The sequence below is a fragment of the Rhodococcus sp. 05-340-2 genome (genome assembly GCF_002258915.1).
GTDB lineage: Bacteria > Actinomycetota > Actinomycetes > Mycobacteriales > Mycobacteriaceae > Rhodococcoides.
Map to the genome: position 1 here is coordinate 381,421 of NZ_NOYU01000006.1, position 18,874 is coordinate 400,294.

Genomic DNA, 18,874 nt, shown 5'->3' on the forward strand with positions numbered 1-18,874 from the left:
GCTCATCGTGACTCCTGTGTAGTGCTGTGCTGGACGGTGAGAGTGGTGAGGGGGATGAACGCGCCTTCGACGCGCGGTACCTGCTGCTCCTCCGACCCCGGGTAGCGGGTCTGCAGCAATCCGCGGCAGAAGTGGGCGTTGCCGTCGATCGAGACGCGGGTGGCGCGGGCGCGCCGCATCACCATCGTCAGATCTCCGGTGTGTGGTCGGCCGGTGTGATCGACCAGAGCGGGAGCGGCCGGATCGATCCTCAGGCCCAGCGCCTCTCGACGACGAAGCAGTGCGGTCGAGGTGCGATCGTCCGGAAGGTCTCCGAGAACCACTGCGGCCAAGTCGTTCTCGGTCGAGTCGGGATTGGCGCGCAACCATGCCATGAGCGAGCGTTCCATCGCCGCCACATAGGCCTTGCGCCGAAACGTCGCGCGTAATTCCTCGAGATCCTCCTCGGCCTCGTGTCCGAAGGTGCCGCGGTAGCCGGCGTCGGCGGCGAGGCCGGCATTGATCTTGTCCGAGTCGTGGTGATCGTCGAGTTCGACCAGCACCCGCTCGGTCCACGGCAACGCCGTCAGCACGTCCTTGGAGTCTCCCGCCATCAGATACGCGAAGTTCGGCGAACAGAACGACGTCGGCAGTCGAAGATGAACGTGCACTGTTCCGTCGTCGACCTCGAGAGATCGTACGAAGCCGAGATCGGTGATGGGCTCGTCCAATTCGGGATCCAGGACGACGCCGAGCGCGGCGTAGGCCTCGTCGTGCCTCGACAGGGTTGAAACGACCGTCATCTCACACCGCCGCAAGATCGGCGCGCTCGGGCTGACGCGGTCCGGTCTCGGTCTCGTCGGCGTCGGGCAACTGCAGTTCTGCCGGGACCGGGATGTCGTAGAGCTTGGCGGCGTTGAGTCCGAGCACCTTTTTCTTCTGCTCGAGCGTGATGGGTGCGTATTCGTCGAGGGACTCGTGGATCTGGAAGTCGACGAATCCTTCGACCAGCCACTTGGGCGTCCACAATGCGTAATCGGAGGAGAAGAAGATGCGGTCCTCACCCAGCCAGTACAGCAGCTCACCCATGATCTGACCGAAGTACTTCGGCCGCGTGTGCATGAACGGAATGGCCACGGCGAGGCCGGCATACACGTTGGGCTCCTGGGTGGCGATCCAGCAGAAGTCTTCCAGGCGCGGCAGGCCGCAGTGTTCGACGACGAAGTTCAGATCGGTGAAGTCGGTCGCCACGTGGTCGACATCCGCGACATCGAACGCATCGCGGTCGAGCGGACGAATGGTCGGCCCCTTGTGCACGTGAATGTTCTTGATGCCGACCTCGCGGCACACCTCGAGGTAGCGCCGCGTCCAGTCGTCGTCGAGCTTGTAGCCGCGGGAGTCGCCGTGCCATTCGGCGGTGTAGAGCTTGACGCCTTTCAGCCCGAAGCGTTCTGCGTCGGCCCGCAATTGGTCGAGGCCGCGTTCGCCGTTGCGCGGATCGAAGTGGTGGTTGTAGGTCAGCTTGTCCGGGTGCGCCGCGGCCAGCGCCGACGCCTCCTCGGTCTGCCCGAACCCGTTGTTGTAGAACTCGCCGAGGTGGGCGGGCTGGAAGATGGCGTGATCGACGTACCCGATCTCGAACAGGTCGTGCATCAGGCGCTCGCCGCCCTGGTAGAGGTACTCGTCGTACGTCCACAGCTCGCTCTCGGGGGAGAGGTTGCGGTGGTAGTCGTAGAAGCAGTCGATGAACTGCTTGCCGTGGATGTTGCGTTGGTTCTGCTCTCGCGCGTCCCACAGTGCGACGTGGGCGTCGACGATGAAGAAGTTCTCGCCGTTCTTGGTGTACATGCGGTGTGCCTCCCGGGTGTTGCGATACGTGACGTGCGTCACGTCGTCATGGGAACGACGGTAGGTCCGCGACGAGCCGCCGTCTCGGCCTCGGCGTCTCAATTCGAGACGCTGTCCCGGCAACGATGGCGACATGCGAATGTAACCTGGATCACATGGCAGATTCCGGGGGTCTCTCGCGGGCCCGACTCCATTCGGAGCCCCTCGCTGCCGTCTCGCATCGCCTTCTCGCGTCGTGGCACCGAAGCCAGCGGTACGGGGTGTCGCTCGACGAGGTTGCTCCGGTGTTCTCGGGAACCTACGACGACGAGTCCCTGTTCTATCGTTGCGGCCGCGAGGTGCTGAACGGGTTGCGCGACACGTTGGCGAACGAACCGGTGTCGATGATGCTCACCGATGCCGATGGTCTCGTGTTGGACAGGGTCAGCGCCGACCGCGAACTGCTGGCTGCGCTCGACCGCGTGCATCTGGCACCCGGCTTCTCGTACGCGGAGGACCAGGCCGGTACCAACGGCCTCGCGCTGGCGCTCGCGGATCAGGTGCCCGCGGTGGTGAAGGCGGACGAGCACTACTCGCTCTCGCTCGCCGGGTACACGTGCGCGGCAGCCCCGGTTCTCGATCCACTCACCGGCCGGGTGGAGGGCTGCGTCAATCTGACCACCTGGTCGGAGTCGTCCTCGGATCTGCTTCTGGCCCTTGCCCAGTCGGCTGCGGGGAACACCTCGGCGATGATGCTCGCGCGGTCGCAGGGCCAGCATCCGCGGCCGGCCCCGCGCGGTGAGTTGTTCCGGGTCGAAACCGCGCACAGCGGGCCGGGATCCGGCATCCTCGACGATCTTTCTCCGGGTTGGCGTAGCGCACTCGGGTCTGCGGAAGCTGCTCTGGCCGAACATGGTTCGATTCTCATGGTCGGTGAGCCGGGATCGGGCCGGGCCACCGTGCTCGCTCGCGCACTGCGCGCAGCACGCCCACGCGGCCGCATCCTCAGTGCTGGAGCACCGGCCGCCCGGGACGTCGACGCCTGGCTCGACCTCTGGACGCCCGAGCTGCCGAAACCCGATACGGCAGTGGTCATTCGTGATGTCGACCGGCTTCCCGCGCGTGCGGCCGATGCGCTCGCCGAACTGATCCGTCGCGCCGGCCACGGGGTACCCGTCACCGTCACGGCGTCGAACTACGACGACGTGCCCCCGGCACTCGCGGGACTGCTGCGCACCGTGGTCGAGGTACCGCCGCTGCGCAACAGGCCCGAAGACATCGCCCCGCTCGCCCTCCATCTGGCCGGGCGGGTGCGGGGCCGACGGGTCACGCTCACCCCCGCTGCCGAGCGAGCGTTGCGCGAACATCCATGGCCGGGCAACGTCGGCGAGCTGGCCACGGTGATGCACAAGGCAGCCGTCCGCGCGGACGTCATCGGGGTCCATCATCTGCCGCCGGAGGTGCTCTCGCGCACCACCCACCGGCTCACCCGCATCGAGACGTTCGAGCGCGACGAGATGATCCGCGTGCTCTCTCGCCCCGGCGTCACGATGAACGACGCGGTCGAGGAACTGGGGATGAGCCGCGCGACCATCTACCGCAAACGCGACCGATACGGCATCACGCTTCGTTCCTGAACAGCTTCGTTCCTGATCGCCTACTCTCGACCTCATGGCCAGTAGCTCACCGTCGATCGAGATTCCGGTGGGCGAGCGCAGCGTCCGGATCTCCAACCCCGAGCGCGTGTACTTCCCCGAAAGCGGAGCCACCAAGCTGGATTTGGTGAACTACTACCTGAGCGTCGGCGACGGCATCGTCCGGGCGCTGCGGGAGCGGCCGTGCATGATGCATCGCTTCCCCAAGGGCCTCGCCGGCGACAAGGTGCACCAGAAGCGCGTGCCCAACGGTGCGCCGCCGTGGCTCGAGACGGTGCAGGTGACCTTCCCCCGCTACAACCGCACTGCCGACGAGCTGTGCGTGACCGAACTGGCGCACGTGGCCTGGGCGGTCCAGATGTCGACCGTCGAGTTCCATCCGTGGAACAGCCGCCGCGCCGACGTCGAGATGCCCGACGAGTGGCGCATCGACCTCGATCCGATGCCCGACTGCCCCTTCGACCGGGTACGACGCGTCGCCGGGGTGGTTCAGGAGGTGCTGAGTGATCTCGGGGCCGTCGGCTGGCCCAAGACCTCCGGCGGCCACGGTCTGCACATCTACGTACGCATCGACCCGGCCTACGGCTTCAAGGACTTACGAAGGGCCGCACTGGCTTTCGCGCGTGAGGTGGAGCGTCGGGCACCCGAGGACGTGACGACCACCTGGTGGCGCAAGGATCGCGACCCGTCGAAGCTGTTCGTCGACTACAACCAGAACGCCCGCGATCACACCATCGCCAGCGCCTATTCGGTGCGGGGAAATCAGCAGGCGACGGTGTCGACGCCGATCTCCTGGGGCGAGGTTGCCGACGTCGATCCGCGCGAGTTCACGATGTTCACGGTGCCCGCCCGATTCGCCGACTTGGGTGACCTGCACGCGGGCATCGACGATGCGGTGTTCGCGATCGACGAGTTACTCGAGTGGGCGGAGCGCGACGAGCATCAGGGCTTGACGGAACCCGAGGAGTAGCCGAACTCGAAGTTATGTACGGAAATCGGCTGAAATCCGTCCATAACTTCGAGTTCGGCAACCAGAGATCAGTCGGTGCCGGACTCGATGGCGGCGTGGTCGAGTGCCGAGGAGTCCACGGAACCGTCGGGGCCGCTGGCCGCGATGGCGTCGGCTCCGCCTGCGGGCAGTTCCCCGATCAGTTCGCCCCAGGCCGTGAGTTGGTTCTGCGCGGCGTACTGCTCGAGCTTGCTGCGTGAATCGGCGATGTCGAGGTTGCGCATCGTGAGTTGGCCGATGCGGTCGCCGGGGAAGAACGCCTGGCCCTGGCTACGTTCCATGGAGAGCTTCTCGGGGTGGTAGCTGAAGTTGCTGCCCTGGGTGTCGACGATCGTGAAGTCCTGGCCGCGGCGCAGACGCAGTGTCACGCTGCCGCTGACGACGTTGCCCACCCAGCGCTGCAAGCCCTCACGCAGCATCAGCGCCTGCGGATCGAACCAGCGTCCCTCGTACAGCAGACGGCCGAGTCGACGGCCCTCGTTGTGGTACGAGGCGACGGTGTCCTCGTTGTGGATGGCGTTGACGAGGCGCTCGTAGGTGATGTGCAGCAACGCCATGCCGGGAGCCTCGTAGATGCCGCGGCTCTTGGCTTCGATGATGCGGTTCTCGATCTGGTCGCTCATGCCCAGGCCGTGGCGTCCACCGATGGCGTTGGCTTCCATGACGAGGTCGACGGCGCTGTCGAAGCTCTTGCCGTTGATGCGCACCGGGCGGCCGCGCTCGAACTCGACGGTGACCTCCTCCGGCGCGATCTCGACCTCGGGGTCCCAGAACCTCACGCCCATGATGGGGCTGACGATCTCGAGCGAGGTGTCGAGGTATTCGAGCTTCTTCGCCTCGTGGGTGGCGCCCCAGATGTTGGCGTCGGTGGAGTAGGCCTTCTCGGCCGAGTCCCGGTAGGGGAGGGTGCGCTGGGTGAGCCACTGCGACATCTCGTGCCGACCGCCGAGCTCGGCGACGAACGCCTCGTCGAGCCAGGGCTTGTAGATCCGCAGCTGCGGATTGGCGAGCAGGCCGTAACGGTAGAACCGCTCGATGTCGTTGCCCTTGTAGGTGGATCCGTCGCCCCAGATCGAGACTCCGTCCTCCTGCATCGCGCGGACCAGCATGGTGCCGGTGACCGCGCGGCCGAGCGGGGTGGTGTTGAAGTACGTCTGCAACGACGAGCGGATGTGGAACGCGCCGCAGGTCAGTGCAGCCAAACCCTCCTCGACGAGCGGTTCGCGGCAGTCGATGAGCCGCGCCTGCTCGGCCCCGTAGGCCAGGCCACGCTCGGGCACATCGGACAGATCCGGCTCGTCGTACTGACCGATGTCGGCGGTGTACGCATACGGCACCGCGCCGTGCTCGCGCATCCATGCCACGGCCACCGAGGTGTCGAGGCCGCCGGAGAATGCAATGCCGATTCGTTCGCCGACCGGGAGAGAGTTCAATACCTTCGTCACGGCAGCAGCCTAGTAGGGGTCGTTCCTCAGGCTCCACTCCCGGCCTGACGGGGGGCGTTCCGCAGGCTCCACTCCCGGCCCAGTCGTACGGTCAGCTGGGCCGATCGGCGAGCGACTCCACTGCATTCCGGACCGCATCGAGGTGCGCGGTCATGGCGCGTGCAGCCGCGTCGTACTCGCCGGATCGGATGCCGTCGACGATGGCGTCGTGTTCGAGGTTGGATTGCTGTTGCCGGTGCGCGACGAGGTTGAGGGTCTCCGACTGTCGCGTCAACGCGTCGCGGATGTCGACGATGATCGACTCGAACACGCGGTTCTTGCTCGCTCGCGCGATCGCTGTGTGGAACTGCGCGTCCAGTAGTACCCAGGCCTCGTGGTCGTCCTCGGAACGCATCTCGTCGGCCAGGCCGGCGAGCACCGTCAACTCCTCGTCGGTACGACGCTCTGCGGCCCAGCCGGCTGCGGGGATCTCCACGTGAGGGCGGGCCTCCATGAGTTCGCGGGCTGCGTAGTTGCCGATGTCGAGGTCGTTTCCGACACGGTCGCGAATGACGAAAGTGCCCAGCCCCGTTTTGGTTTCGGTCAGGCCGAGGGCATGGCAGGAACGCAGCGCCTCGCGGATGACGGAGCGGCTGACGCTGTGCCGGGTGGCGAGCGCGGCCTCGGACGGCAATTTCTGTCCGACGGGTAGATCGCCCGACGCGATCGCCGAACGGAGGTCGGCGAACACCGCCTCGGCTGCGCTCATGCGGGCATTCGTGGGCGCACTGACTGCCCAGCTGTCCGACAGGTTCATGGAGCAATCCTAGCCTGGGGTTGACCGATGGGGTGTTCTGCGCCACACTCTACCTGTCAGACAGCCGGACAGCTGGACACCCCCTGAAGGAGCGCAACCGTGGCCGATACCCGCATCGAGAAGGATCTTCTCGGCGAACGCGACATCCCGACGAGTGCGTACTGGGGGATCCACACCCTGCGCGCTCTCGAGAATTTCCCCATCACCGGGCGTCCGATCTCCACCAATGCGCACCTCGTTCGCGGACTCGCAGCGGTGAAGTGGGCAGCTGCGTCGGCCAACCAGGATCTCGGGATCCTCGACGCCACCCGCGGGGAAGCGATCCGCACGGCGTGCCAGGAAATTCTCGACGGCCAGTGGCACGAGGAGTTTGTCGTCGACGTCATTCAGGGCGGCGCGGGCACCTCGACCAACATGAACGCCAACGAGGTCATCGCGAACCGCGCGCTGGAGATCCTCGGCCACGCACACGGCGAGTACAGCATGCTGCACCCCAACGAGCACGTGAACGCATCGCAGTCCACCAACGACGTGTACCCGACGTCGGTGAACATCGCGACCATCTTCGCCGTGCACGAGCTCATCGCCTCGATGAAGGTGTTGCGAGATTCGTTCGGCCGCAAAGCGAGCGAGTTCGCCACCGTCGTCAAGATGGGCCGCACGCAGCTACAGGACGCGGTGCCGATGACTCTCGGTCAGGAGTTCGGTACCTACGCGATCATGATCGACGAGGACTGCTCGCGACTCGAAGAAGCGGCGCTGCTGGTGCACGAGATCAACCTCGGAGCCACCGCCATCGGCACCGGACTCAACGCCCCCGCCGGCTACACCGAATCGGCCGTCGCACATCTGCGCACCATCACCGGTCTGCCGCTGGTGACTGCGACAGACCTGATCGAGGCAACGCAGGACGTCGGTCAGTTCGTGCACCTGTCCGGTGTGCTCAAGCGCGTCGCAGTGAAACTGTCGAAGATCTGCAACGACCTCCGGCTGCTGTCGTCCGGTCCGCGGGCCGGCTTCAACGAGATCAATCTGCCTCCGATGCAGGCCGGTTCGTCGATCATGCCCGGCAAGGTCAACCCCGTCATCCCCGAGGTACTGAACCAGGTCGCCTACGAGGTGATCGGCCACGACGTCACGATCACGATGGCGGCCGAGGCAGGACAGTTGCAGCTCAACGCATTCGAGCCCATCATCGTCAAATCCCTGTCCGACGGCATGGCGCATCTGAGCGCCGCATGCCGTACCGTCGCGCATCGCTGCGTGGACGGCATCACCGCCAATGTGGACCTGCTGCGTGAGCGTGTCGAGAACTCCATCGGCCTGATCACCGCGCTGAGCCCGTATCTCGGATACGTCGAATCGACGGCGATTGCGCAGGAAGCGTTGGTCAGTGGCCGCAACGTCGTCGACCTCGTACTCGAGAAGGGGCTGCTGGCCCGGGACGAGCTCGATCGGCTCCTGAGCCCCGAGCATCTGGCCAACCTGCGGGTGGCTCCGGTCGAGCATGCGGATGCTCCTGAAACGTCGACGAGGTGACACGATGAGCACCGAGAATCGGAGTGTCGATACCCGCAAGGCCTTCACCGAAGAAGACCCCGGCTATCGAAAAGAGCTGGCCCCGCGCCAGATTCAGATGATCGCCATCGGCGGCGCGATCGGCACGGGCCTCTTCATGGGAGCCGGCGGCCGACTGCGCGACGCGGGCCCGGCGCTGGTATTGGTGTACGCACTGTGTGGATTCTTCGCCTTCCTGATCCTGCGGGCACTGGGCGAACTGGTGATGCACCGGCCGACCTCGGGATCGTTCGTCTCGTACTCGCGCGAATTCTTCGGCGAGAAGGTCGCTTTCGCGGCCGGCTGGCTGTACTGGATGAACTGGGCGATGACGGCGGTGGTCGACGTGACGGCCGTGGCGTTGTACATGAACTTCTTCAAGAAGTACTGGGCTCCGCTCGGTGACATCGACCAGTGGGTGTTCGCACTCGCGGGCCTGCTGCTCGTGCTCGGCTTGAATCTGGTGTCGGTCAAGGTGTTCGGCGAGCTCGAGTTCTGGTTCGCACTCATCAAAGTCGTTGCGCTGGTGACGTTTCTGGTGATCGGTACCTACTTCGTCATCTTCGGCACTCCCATCGACGGCCAGGAGCCGGGGCTGAGCGTGCTGACCGACAACGGCGGGTTGATTCCCAACGGACTGTTGCCTGCGATCGTGGTGATCCAGGGCGTGGTGTTCGCCTACGCCTCGATCGAGCTGGTCGGTACCGCTGCCGGGGAGACCCAGAATCCGGAGAAGGTCATCCCCAAGGCGATCAACACCGTCATCGTTCGCATCGTCGTGTTCTACGTCGGCTCGGTGCTGTTGCTCTCGTTGCTGTTGCCGTACACCGCCTATCAAGCCGGCGAGAGTCCGTTCGTGACGTTCTTCGGAGCCATCGACGTCGAGGGCGCCGACGCGATCATGAACCTCGTGGTCCTCACCGCGGCGCTGTCCTCACTCAACGCCGGGCTCTACTCCACCGGGCGCATTCTGCACTCCATGGCGGTCGCCGGCTCGGCACCCGCATTCGCTGCACGGATGAACAAGTCGGGTGTGCCGTACGGCGGCATCGCACTGACGTCGGTGGTGACGCTGCTCGGTGTCGTGCTCAACGCAGTGGTACCGGCGCAGGCATTCGAGATCGTCCTCAACCTCGCCGCTCTCGGCATCATCAGCGCCTGGGCCGTCATCGTCGCGTGTCAGCTCAAGTTCTGGTCGCTGTCCAAGACCGGTGCGGTCACCCGACCTGCGTTCAAGCTGTTCGGCGCTCCGTACACCGGATACGCAACGCTAGGCTTCCTGGCGTGTGTACTCGTGCTGATGGCCTTCGACAAACCGGTCGGTACCTGGACGGTGGCGTCGATCCTGCTCATCGCGCCGATGCTGATCGGTGGTTGGTTCTTGTGCCGCAACAGAATTCGAGAGGTGGCGGCGCGCAGTGACTGAAGAGTGGGGCCTGCAGGAACGGCCGGAGAGCACTGAGCACGTCGCGTTGTTGACCACCGGTGGCACGATTGCCAGCAGTCGCGACGAGCACGGGGTGTCTCGGCCGGTGGCCGGTCTGGGGATCGATGTCGACGGCGTCGAGGTGCGCGAGGTGATGTCGAAGGACAGCTCGGCGTTGGACTTCGCGGATCTCGACACCATCCGTACCGCGGTGGTCGACGCGCTCGCCGAGGACGGCTGCGTCGGAGTGGTGGTGCTGCACGGTACCGACACCATGGAGGAGTCGGCGTTGTACGTCGATCTGTTCCACGACGACGAGCGTCCGGTGGTGTTCACCGGTGCGCAGCGCACAGCCGATCATTCCGATCCGGACGGCCCCGGCAACATTGCTGCAGCAGTGGCTGCGGCGCAGTCCGAGCGCGGTGTGGTGATTGCCTTCGGCGGACGGTTGCTGCCTGCGCGCGGTGCGATCAAGAAGCACACCTCCGAGCTCGACGCGTTCCGGTCTGCCGCGCTGCCGCGACCGAAACCGTTGCAGTGGAAGCCCGTTGCCGGGATTCGGGTCGATATCGTCGCCCTGTATCCCGGGGCCGACGGCCTGCAGGTCGATGCGTGCCGCGAGGCCGGGGCGTCGGGCATCGTGCTTCAGGCGCTGGGCTCGGGCAACACCAACGCCCGCGTCGTGCATGCGGTGAAAGAAGCAGTGGCTGCCGGGGTGCACGTGGTCGTCACGACGCGGGTGCCGTTCGGTGAGACCTCGCCGACGTACGGCGGCGGCGGGGGTGGTCACGATCTGGTCGATGCGGGTGCGGTGTTCTCGCGGGAACTGCGAGCGGGGCAGGCACGTATCCAGTTGGCGGCGCTCATAGCATCAGGCAGTACTGACGTGGTTGTCCACAATTCCTTCGCATAGGCAGGAAAGCGTCTGCGGAGGCAAATAGTGGACAACCACCGCACTACTGACGAGCTACAGCTCCGACTCGCCCCAGGTCTCGACGTGTAGTTCGTCGCCGACGGTCACCGTGCCGTCTTGCAGCACGGAGAATTTCGAGCCGAAGGCGACGCCCTTCTGTCGACCGCGGCGGTAGTCGCCGAGTGTGCGCAGCGGCTCCGGGCCGGTGCGCACGCCGGTTGTCTGTTCGACGGTGGTGACGGCGCAGCGGATGGCGAGTTTGCTGTACGCGAGGCGGGTGGAGCCGATGGTCACGTCCCGCACCTCGTCTTCCCGGTGTGGGGAGTCCCAGCCGTCGACGACGATGTTGGGTCGAAAGCGATCCATCGGCAGTGGTACGTCGAGGCGGGAGTTGAGGTCGGCCAGCGAGGCGGTCGAGAGTATGTGCACGGCGGAGCTGTCGGCGAATTGAGCTGACCCGGGCGAGATTCCATCGGTGATGCGGCCGAGGTCGCGCGGTGCGGCGACCAGCCTCGACGGTTCTCCGATGACGTCGGTGAGCCAGGCAGCGACGTCGTCGCCCTGATCGATTCCGCGCATCGGCGCGCGGAACATCGTGATGTCGCGCGCTTCGGAGTCGCGGTCGACCGACACGGTCACCGAACCGGTCGACGCGTGTGTGAGGGTCAGCGCCCCGTCCGTCACCGAGCATCGAACGACCGCGAGAACGGGGTCGCTACGTTGACTGCGGAATGCGCCGTCGGAGTCGACGATCATGAATGCTCGATCGTGTTCGAGGCCGGTGGCTCTCACGTGAGCCGAATGCAGCGTCGAGCCTGCGCATCCCTTGACGGGGTAGGTCACCAGAGACGACACGCGCACCCGTCGAGGATACTGGGATCCATGACTCGTGCTCTGTTGGTTGTGGATGTGCAGAACGATTTCACCGAGGGCGGCGCGCTTGCGGTGGCCGGCGGTGCGGATGTCGCGCGCAGGATCAGTGCGTACCTGGCGCGCCACGGCGACGAGTACGACCTCGTGGTGTCCTCGCGTGATTGGCACGACGCGGTGGGCGACAACGGCGGACATTTCGCCACCGAGGCCGCACCGGATTTCGTCACCACGTGGCCGGTGCATTGCGTCGCAGGCACGGTCGGTGCCGAGTATCACCCCGATTACGCGACCGGTTCCGTGGACGTCCACGTCTACAAGGGGCAGGGCAAGCCGTCGTACTCGGCGTTCGAGGGTGTCACCGAGGACGGAACACCGCTCGCGGAAGTACTCAGCGCCAACGAGGTCACCGCCATCGACGTCGTCGGACTTGCGACCGACTACTGCGTTCTGGCGTCGGCGAAAGACGCGGTGACCGAGAAGCTCGACGTCCGCGTTCTCACCGACCTCGTTGCGGGAGTTGCACCCGAGACCTCCGCGGCTGCCCTCGACGATCTGCGGGCGTCCGGCGCAGTGGTGGTCTAACTGTCGATCGTCGTGGTGATGGATGTGACCGACGGCGCCGCCGGGGTGCTGCCGAAGCCGAAGGTCACCGGGGGAGTGACGGGGGTGAGCGATCCGAGATCCTCGCCCCGCCACGATGCCGAGACGTCGGTGACGCGATGTTGCCCTCGCGCACCGTAGTACTCGCGTCGACCGCCTCCGGCGCTGCCGCGGGTGCGCACTCCCTGCAGTATCACTCGGGCAATGGGGTCGCTGATCGCGCAGAACCACGGTGCCGTGGACACCGCGTCGGGAACGAGGCTCAATGCTCTTCCCAGGACCGTTGGCCCGGCGACTCGAATTCTGACCGTGAGGTCACCCGCTCGCACCGACCGCCATTCATCGGGTTCCGCAGCGAATGTCACCGGCACGATCTCGGTGGAGTCGAAGGTGTATGTGGCGGTGACGAAGTCGCGTACGTCCCCGTTGGGTGCGAGAAGCAGGCGTCGCCCGTCCGCGAACTGGACCATGACGTCGGTGAATTCCCCGAGCGGCGATCGAGTCCAGTGGCCGACGACGATCCGCACACCGGACGTTGTACCTACCCCGTAGATCTCACCGTGAAACCGTGATCTGTTCATCATGCACCCTCACCTCGTCGGCACTGTGCGCTGCCAAACTGGGCGGTGCATAGTGGAGGTCATGGCGTCCTCGCAACCCACTGTATTCGTCCTTTTCGGCGCAACCGGAGACCTCGCGAAGCGAATGGTCCTGCCGTCGTTCTACCAACTCCACCTCGAAGGTCTGCTCCCCGAGAAATGGGTCCTGATCGGCAACGGCCGCAAGGACTCCTCCGACGACGAGTTCCGCGATCACGTCCGCAGCGTCCTCGACGAGTTCGCCGAGAACGTGGACGACGGCGATTGGTCGGCGTTCTCCGAGCGAATTCGTTTCGCGGGGAACGGCTTCACCGTCGACGATCCCGGTAAGTTGCCCGAGGTCATCGCCGAGGTGAAGAAGGACGTCGGCGACGACGCCCAGCTGGTGCACTACATCGCTCTGCCGCCGAGCACCTTCGTCGATTACACGAAGGCCCTGGGTGCACACGATCTTGCCGAGGGTTCCCGCGTGGTCTACGAGAAGCCGTTCGGTACCTCGCAGAAGAACTTCGAGGAACTCGACAAAGCCGTGCACGAGGTCATCGAAGAAGAGCAGGTCTATCGGATCGACCACTTCCTGGGCAAGGAAGCGACGCAGAACCTGCACGTGCTGCGGTTCGCGAACGGGATGATCAGTGGCATCTGGAACTCCGAGCACGTGGCGCAGGTGCAGATCGACGTCCCGGAAACACTCGACATCGACGACCGCGCCGAGTTCTACGACGAGACCGGTGCCGTGTTGGACATGCTCGTCACGCATCTGTTCCAGGTTGCCGCCGAGGTGGCGATGGAACCGCCTGCGTCATTGAAGGCCGAGGATCTGCAATCGGCTCGCGAGACGGTGATCGGACAGTTCCGGCCGCTCGACACCGCCGAAGTGGTTCTCGGTCAATACGACGGCTACCGCGACGTCGAGGGTGTCGACGAGAATTCGAAGGTCGACACGTTCGTCGCGGCCACGTTGTGGGTCGACACCGACCGCTGGCGCGGGGTTCCGTTCCTGCTGCGCACCGGAAAGATGTTGGGCGTGAGCCAGCAGCGTGTCTCGTTGGTGTTCCGCAAGCCGGCCGACAGTCCGCTCACCGAGCTGCCCGACGACGGTGCAGTGCTCTCGTTCGACCTGTCGGGCGACGGCAGCATCGATATCGCCATGACGGTCAAGGAGCCGGGCCCGGATTTCGATCTGTCCGTCGGACATCTGGCGCTGCCGTTGAAGTCGGTGCCCGACGCCGAGCCGCTGAGCCCGTATGCGCGCTTGATCCTCGATGTGCTCAGCGGGGACCGGTCGTTGTTCACCAGGCCCGACGGCCTGGCGCACGTCTGGGACGTCGCCGCTCCCTTGCTGAGCGATCCGCCCGAGGTGAAGAGTTACGCGCCCGGGTCGATGGGACCAGCCGAGGCCGACGAGCTCGCAGGACCGTGTGGTTGGTTGATCACCGGGAAGGAGTAGCTCACTCGCGGGCACTCGAGAGTTTTTTCGGGTAACAAACAGGGAGCAGGACTTTTTCGGCCAAACGGCGGATCGGACAGAACGGGCGCGCTATATTTCTGCCGCCTGGTCCAATCTTCAACCAGGCCTCGTCGTTTCTCCGAAAGGTGCTCACCCCATGCTTCTCGATCTCATCACCGGTCTGCTCGGCGGCGGCACCGAAGGCGGCGGCCTCGGCGGAATCATCACCGACGGCATCGCCGCAGGTATCTCCGACGCGATCTCCGAGCTGTTCACCGGAAGCGCCGAAGGGCTCTCCAGCGTCGCCGAGTAGTCGGTCGCGGGGCCCCGGATCTGTTGTCGAGGTCCGGGGCTTCGTCGCGTTCGGGCTTCATCGGAGCGGCATCAACATCAACGCCGCTAGGTAGATCAGTACGACGGTGCCGCCGGTCAGGACCGTGCCGGCAACCGTCGCGAGTCGGACGATGTTGACGTCCCAGCCGAAATATTCGGCTACTCCGCCGCATACACCTCCGATCATCTTCTGTGAACTGGACCGGGTGAACTCTCTGGGGGAACCGCTCTCGAATGTCATGCTGAAAAGTCTGCATCGGCAACTCCTTTCGGCGCATCGGGGATTTCACCCATATCGACCCCGACAAACGAACGGTCCGAAATCGGCGCTCGAACGAGATCGTCGACTTTTCCGAACCGAGCCCTGGACCTACCGCTGCGTGGGCCGCTACCGTCGCAACCGATCGGCGAGTGCACAACGGCGCTACCCGGTCCGTCCCCCTTGCGGACCGGGTAGCGCCTGCTGTGACACCGGATGCATCGGGTGTTCACCGAATCGCCATCGATCGGTCACCGATGAGCACTAACTTTCGGCACATGACCGACAACGATCTCCGCAACGGTGAGGCTCCACGTACGAACCTGAGCGACTTGCTCGACATCACCAAGGCGGTCGATCTTGCCGACACCTCGGGCTTCGTCGTCGACGACTCCGATGACGACGACCCTGTCCTGCTGACCGTTCCCGACGGGCACGTCGTCGACACCTGGCGCGAGAACTACCCGTACGACGAGCGCATGACGCGTGCCGAGTACGACCTGGAGAAGCGTCTCCTGCAGATCGAACTTCTCAAGTTGCAGATGTGGACCAAGGAGACCGGACGACGTCACGTCATCATCTTCGAGGGCCGAGATGCCGCCGGTAAGGGCGGCACGATCAAGCGATTCATGGAACACCTCAACCCGCGCGGTGCCAGTGTCGTCGCGTTGGAGAAGCCGTCTGCTCGGGAGTCGACCGAGTGGTACTTCCAGCGCTACATCGCACATCTGCCCGCGGCCGGGGAGATCGTCATGTTCGACAGGTCCTGGTACAACCGGGCAGGCGTCGAGCGGGTCATGGGCTTCTGCACCGACGAGCAGCACGCGCAGTTCGTTCGGCAGGCACCGCTGTTCGAGCAGATGCTGGTCGACGAGGGCATCAGCTTGACCAAGTTCTGGTTCTCGGTGTCGCAGCACGAGCAGCGCACCCGCTTCGCCATCCGGCAGGTCGACCCGGTGCGGCAGTGGAAGCTCTCGCCCATGGACCTTGCTTCGCTGGACAAGTGGGATGCCTACACCGCGGCGAAGGAAGAGAACTTCCGCGCCACCGACACCGACGTCGCACCGTGGACGGTCGTCAAGAGCAACGACAAGAAACGGGCTCGCATCAATGCGATGCGCTTCGTGCTCAACAAGTTCGACTACGCGAACAAGGATCCCGAAATCGTCGGCGAAACCGACCCGTTGCTCGTCGGCCGCGCCAAAGACGTGATCGGCGAATAGTTTTCGGTGCGAACTCGGTCGTGTCACCGGTGATTCCTTGCGGTGCGGCCTCTTCCGTGTCTCGAGTTGGTACCGGGTGCTGCACCGGAGGTGCGCGTGCGGTAGGAACGAGGGAGGTCGTACCACCTACGGCTGTACGTGAACACGAGCATCAGGAGATCCCATGGGTTCAGCAGCGCAGTTCATTTCCGACATCGCATCCGGCGTGTACGACGGCATCGTCGACGCGATCGTCGATCAGATCGTCGGCGTGTTGACGTCCGGTAGCGCCGCTTAGTCGTCCGTCACTGTCGCGGTCGCCGTCGGGGGGCGGCCGCGACTTCGCCGGTTCCGTGACCGGTTTGTGATAGCGCACCAAGATATTCGACTTTTCTCGTGAATACATCCACAAATTGTTACCGGCTCGGGTAGAAATCTTCTTGCAGAGGTAATCGAGTGACGCCCGTCACTTCCGATCTGCGCACAATTCCCCTCGAACAAGGAGCATTTCGTATGTCTGCTGAACTCGGTGACCTCCTGACCATCCTCCTCCAGCTCTTCGCAGGCGGAAGTTCCGACGCTCCCGCGAGCTGAGCCGCCCCGCCTCTCTCGTAGAACGGCCGGTGCCCACCCTGTCACTCCCGATCCTCGGTGAGTACGGGTGTCGGCGAATACCCTTCTCGTCAAGGAGTTTTCATGGAACTGCTCACCATCCTGCTTCAGTTGCTCGCGCTCGGTAGCTCCGAAGGCGACTTGGGCCCCATCGAGATCCCCGGCCCCATCGTCTGACCCACAACCGTGAGCCGGGCTCGACACACCGTCGGGCCCGGCTTTCGTATTTCGAAGAAGTGTGAAATCGGTGCGTTCCGACTACCCGGAACGGCTCGGGCGGGCCGGTGAATCCTCGGCATAGGGTTGCCCGATGCAGACCGTTCCCATTCAGATGCCCGACGGTTCGACGGTGCCGGTGTCACTGTTTCCCGGCGAGGGCCGCGACGATGCGCCGGTGATCGTGATTCTTCCCGGCCTCGGCATTCCCGGTGGCTACTACCGACTGTTCGCCGAGGCGCTCGTCGCGCGCGGTTTCCACGCCGCGATCGGTGACCTGCGCGGCCAGGGCGACAGTGTGCCGAAGCCGAGTTCGGCGAGTCGGTACGGGTATCAGGAGCTGGTGTCGGTCGATTTTCCGGCGATCTTCGAGGTGGTTCGCGAGCAGTTCCCTGAGGCGACGCCGTATTTGCTCGGGCACAGCATGGGTGGGCAGCTTGGCTCGATGTACGCCGCCCGCATCAGGGGCAGGCTCGGCGGATTGATCCTGGTGGCGTCGGGGTCGCCGTATCACCGCGGTTTCGGCACGACCCGCGGTGTCCCGCTGTACGTGGGCGCGGCGGCGATGGCGATCACCAGCAGCATCGCGGGGTTCTGGCCGGGGGATCGGATCGGCATCGGCGGCTTCGGTCGGCAGTCGCGGGTTCTGATCGACGACTGGTCCCGGTTCGCGCGGACCGGCTCGATCGAGCCGGCTGGTGCGGACATGGACTACGAGGAACGGATGGGCCGGCTGACGCTGCCGGTGCTGGCGGTGACCATCGAGGGCGACGACCTGGCGCCCCGTGGCTCGATGGACAATCTCGTGCGCAAGCTGGCCCGTGCCGAGGTCACCTCGGTGCACGTCGACGAGCCACTGGGACACAACGGGTGGATCCGAAACCCCACGGCGGTCGCCGACCTCGTCGCCGAGTGGATGCACAGGTAGTTCGCTCGAATTAACTTTTGGTCGTTTCACTCGCTATCTGCCATTCCTACCTGCTTTCGGTTCGTTTTGGTGTAGAAAGTCTTTGAACCAGCAATTGTTCTACGACGATAGTGAGCACGACTATGAACGGCCTGGGGGATTCAGGAGGTCGACGCGGGGGTGGTACGGGGTCGTTTCGCTCCGCTGCGGTACGCAGGTTGGCTGTGGTGTCGATGGTCGCAGTGATGGCGGCGGCAGTTCACCCGATCGCGTCCGCGGCCCCGGCCGACCCGGTGACCGGTCCGACGGAGTCGTACGTGGTGCGCACCGAGGTCGCCGACGACACCGCGATGACGGCCTTCGTTCACTCTGCCGCGATGGACCGAACGATCCCACTGAAGATTCTGCGGTCTCCCGATCGGACGGCTCCCAGTCCCACGCTGTACCTGCTCAACGGCGCGGGCGGCGGACTCGACGGAATGGACTGGTACACCCAGACCGACGTCGTGTCGTTCTTCGCCGACAAGAACGTCAACGTGGTGACCCCCGTGGGCGGGGCCTACTCCTACTACACGGACTGGCAACACGACGACCCGGTGCTCGGGCGCAACAAGTGGGAGACGTTCCTCACCGCCGAACTGCCACCGCTCGTCGACGAACTGTTGGATACCAACGGCCGCAACGCGATTGCAGGTATCTCGATGACCGCGACCTCGGTGTTGAACCTGGCCGCTCACCATCGGGGGCTGTACCGAGCCGTCGGTTCCTACAGCGGATGCGCGTCGACCACCGACGCGCTGGGACGGGCATACGTCAAGACGGTCGTGTCCATGGCGCTCGGCGCGAACGTGACGAACATGTGGGGGCCGGACGACAACCAGGACTGGGTACGCAACGATGCGGTCGTCAACGCCGAGAAGCTGCGTGGGACAGCGCTGTACATCTCCAACGGCAGTGGACTGGCCGGGGCATCGGACACTCTCGACGGCACCAATCCCAACGGAACCGGCTTCGTGTTGCTCAACCAGATGGTCGTGGGCGGTGCCATCGAGGTGGCGACCGGGGACTGCACTCGTAGGTTGAAGGCGGCCCTCGAGCAGCTCGACATCCCGGCCCACTTCGAGTTGCGTGAGCGCGGTACCCACTCGTGGGGCTACTGGCAGGACGACCTGCACGATTCCTGGCCGATGTTCGAGGACGCTCTCGCCGGCTGACC

The 18,874-nt window shown here is 64.9% G+C and carries 18 protein-coding genes; 11 read left to right on the forward strand and 7 right to left on the reverse strand.

Translation table 11 applies throughout. The features are described from left to right. Positions 1-2 precede the first annotated feature (2 nt). The gene (locus CH271_RS03320) at positions 3-782 is read right to left on the reverse strand and encodes an iron-sulfur cluster assembly protein (protein WP_094632643.1); all 780 of its coding nucleotides are present in this window, start codon (positions 780-782) and stop codon (positions 3-5) included. A gap of 1 nt (position 783) precedes the next feature. Beyond that, the gene (locus CH271_RS03325; RefSeq protein WP_037148819.1) at positions 784-1,827 is read right to left on the reverse strand and encodes an amidohydrolase family protein; all 1,044 of its coding nucleotides are present in this window, start codon (positions 1,825-1,827) and stop codon (positions 784-786) included. Positions 1,828-1,982: 155 nt separating this feature from the next. Here CH271_RS03325 and CH271_RS03330 point away from each other — a divergent pair, with 155 nt between their 5' ends. Together CH271_RS03330 and ligD are read left to right on the forward strand one after the other, a co-directional pair. Then, a complete protein-coding gene (locus CH271_RS03330) occupies positions 1,983-3,443 on the forward strand; it encodes a GAF domain-containing protein (protein WP_094632644.1) in 1,461 nt (486 codons plus the stop codon). A 34-nt stretch (positions 3,444-3,477) separates the two neighbouring features. Further along, positions 3,478-4,431, forward strand: coding sequence for a non-homologous end-joining DNA ligase (gene ligD / locus CH271_RS03335; RefSeq protein WP_094632645.1), 954 nt, complete (start codon positions 3,478-3,480; stop codon positions 4,429-4,431). A 68-nt stretch (positions 4,432-4,499) separates the two neighbouring features. Here the strand turns inward: ligD and argG are convergent, their stop codons facing one another. Both argG and CH271_RS03345 read right to left on the reverse strand, forming a co-directional pair. Then, positions 4,500-5,915 (reverse strand): argininosuccinate synthase, encoded by a 1,416-nt coding sequence (gene argG, locus CH271_RS03340; RefSeq protein WP_037186777.1) that lies wholly within the window; start codon positions 5,913-5,915, stop codon positions 4,500-4,502. Between the two features lie 91 nt (positions 5,916-6,006). Further along, positions 6,007-6,711: a FadR/GntR family transcriptional regulator gene (locus tag CH271_RS03345; RefSeq protein ID WP_037186779.1), complete on the reverse strand. Its 705-nt coding sequence runs from the start codon at positions 6,709-6,711 to the stop codon at positions 6,007-6,009. 99 nt (positions 6,712-6,810) lie between these two features. On the opposite strand from CH271_RS03345, the gene aspA reads away from it, so the two are divergent. Genes aspA through CH271_RS03360 form a run of 3 tightly spaced genes read left to right on the forward strand, consistent with a single transcriptional unit; the run spans position 6,811 to position 10,607 of the window. Next, positions 6,811-8,250, forward strand: coding sequence for an aspartate ammonia-lyase (gene aspA, locus CH271_RS03350; protein ID WP_037186782.1), 1,440 nt, complete (start codon positions 6,811-6,813; stop codon positions 8,248-8,250). A gap of 4 nt (positions 8,251-8,254) precedes the next feature. Next, positions 8,255-9,694 (forward strand): amino acid permease, encoded by a 1,440-nt coding sequence (locus CH271_RS03355; RefSeq protein ID WP_037186784.1) that lies wholly within the window; start codon positions 8,255-8,257, stop codon positions 9,692-9,694. Next, a complete protein-coding gene (locus CH271_RS03360; protein WP_256986171.1) occupies positions 9,687-10,607 on the forward strand; it encodes an asparaginase in 921 nt (306 codons plus the stop codon). The genes CH271_RS03355 and CH271_RS03360 overlap by 8 nt, the downstream gene beginning before the upstream one ends. A gap of 54 nt (positions 10,608-10,661) precedes the next feature. Here the strand turns inward: CH271_RS03360 and CH271_RS03365 are convergent, their stop codons facing one another. Next, positions 10,662-11,468: an MOSC domain-containing protein gene (locus CH271_RS03365; RefSeq protein WP_094632646.1), complete on the reverse strand. Its 807-nt coding sequence runs from the start codon at positions 11,466-11,468 to the stop codon at positions 10,662-10,664. Between the two features lie 21 nt (positions 11,469-11,489). Here CH271_RS03365 and CH271_RS03370 point away from each other — a divergent pair, with 21 nt between their 5' ends. After that, positions 11,490-12,062 (forward strand): isochorismatase family protein, encoded by a 573-nt coding sequence (locus CH271_RS03370; RefSeq protein WP_094632647.1) that lies wholly within the window; start codon positions 11,490-11,492, stop codon positions 12,060-12,062. Here the strand turns inward: CH271_RS03370 and CH271_RS03375 are convergent. Next, on the reverse strand, positions 12,059-12,661 hold the full coding sequence (locus CH271_RS03375; protein WP_094632757.1) for a hypothetical protein: 603 nt from the start codon (positions 12,659-12,661) through the stop codon (positions 12,059-12,061). The genes CH271_RS03370 and CH271_RS03375 overlap by 4 nt on opposite strands. 61 nt (positions 12,662-12,722) lie before the next feature. Here CH271_RS03375 and CH271_RS03380 point away from each other — a divergent pair, with 61 nt between their 5' ends. Both CH271_RS03380 and CH271_RS28670 read left to right on the forward strand, forming a co-directional pair. Then, entirely contained in the window at positions 12,723-14,129 is a 1,407-nt protein-coding gene (locus tag CH271_RS03380; protein ID WP_094632758.1) for a glucose-6-phosphate dehydrogenase, read from the forward strand. Positions 14,130-14,286: 157 nt separating this feature from the next. Continuing rightward, a complete protein-coding gene (locus CH271_RS28670) occupies positions 14,287-14,442 on the forward strand; it encodes a hypothetical protein (protein WP_155292866.1) in 156 nt (51 codons plus the stop codon). Positions 14,443-14,499: 57 nt separating this feature from the next. On the opposite strand, the gene CH271_RS03385 is transcribed toward CH271_RS28670, so the two are convergent. Then, entirely contained in the window at positions 14,500-14,703 is a 204-nt protein-coding gene (locus CH271_RS03385; protein ID WP_037186789.1) for a PspC domain-containing protein, read from the reverse strand. Between the two features lie 296 nt (positions 14,704-14,999). Between CH271_RS03385 and ppk2 the strand changes: the two genes are divergently transcribed. The 3 genes from ppk2 (at position 15,000) to CH271_RS03400 (ending at position 18,872) form a co-directional block, all read left to right on the forward strand. After that, positions 15,000-15,944: a polyphosphate kinase 2 gene (ppk2, locus tag CH271_RS03390; protein ID WP_170945901.1), complete on the forward strand. Its 945-nt coding sequence runs from the start codon at positions 15,000-15,002 to the stop codon at positions 15,942-15,944. A 901-nt stretch (positions 15,945-16,845) separates the two neighbouring features. Continuing rightward, a complete protein-coding gene (locus tag CH271_RS03395; RefSeq protein ID WP_094632648.1) occupies positions 16,846-17,679 on the forward strand; it encodes an alpha/beta hydrolase family protein in 834 nt (277 codons plus the stop codon). A gap of 212 nt (positions 17,680-17,891) precedes the next feature. Further along, complete coding sequence (locus tag CH271_RS03400; protein ID WP_094632760.1) at positions 17,892-18,872, forward strand: alpha/beta hydrolase; 981 nt, start codon at positions 17,892-17,894, stop codon at positions 18,870-18,872. Positions 18,873-18,874 lie beyond the last annotated feature (2 nt).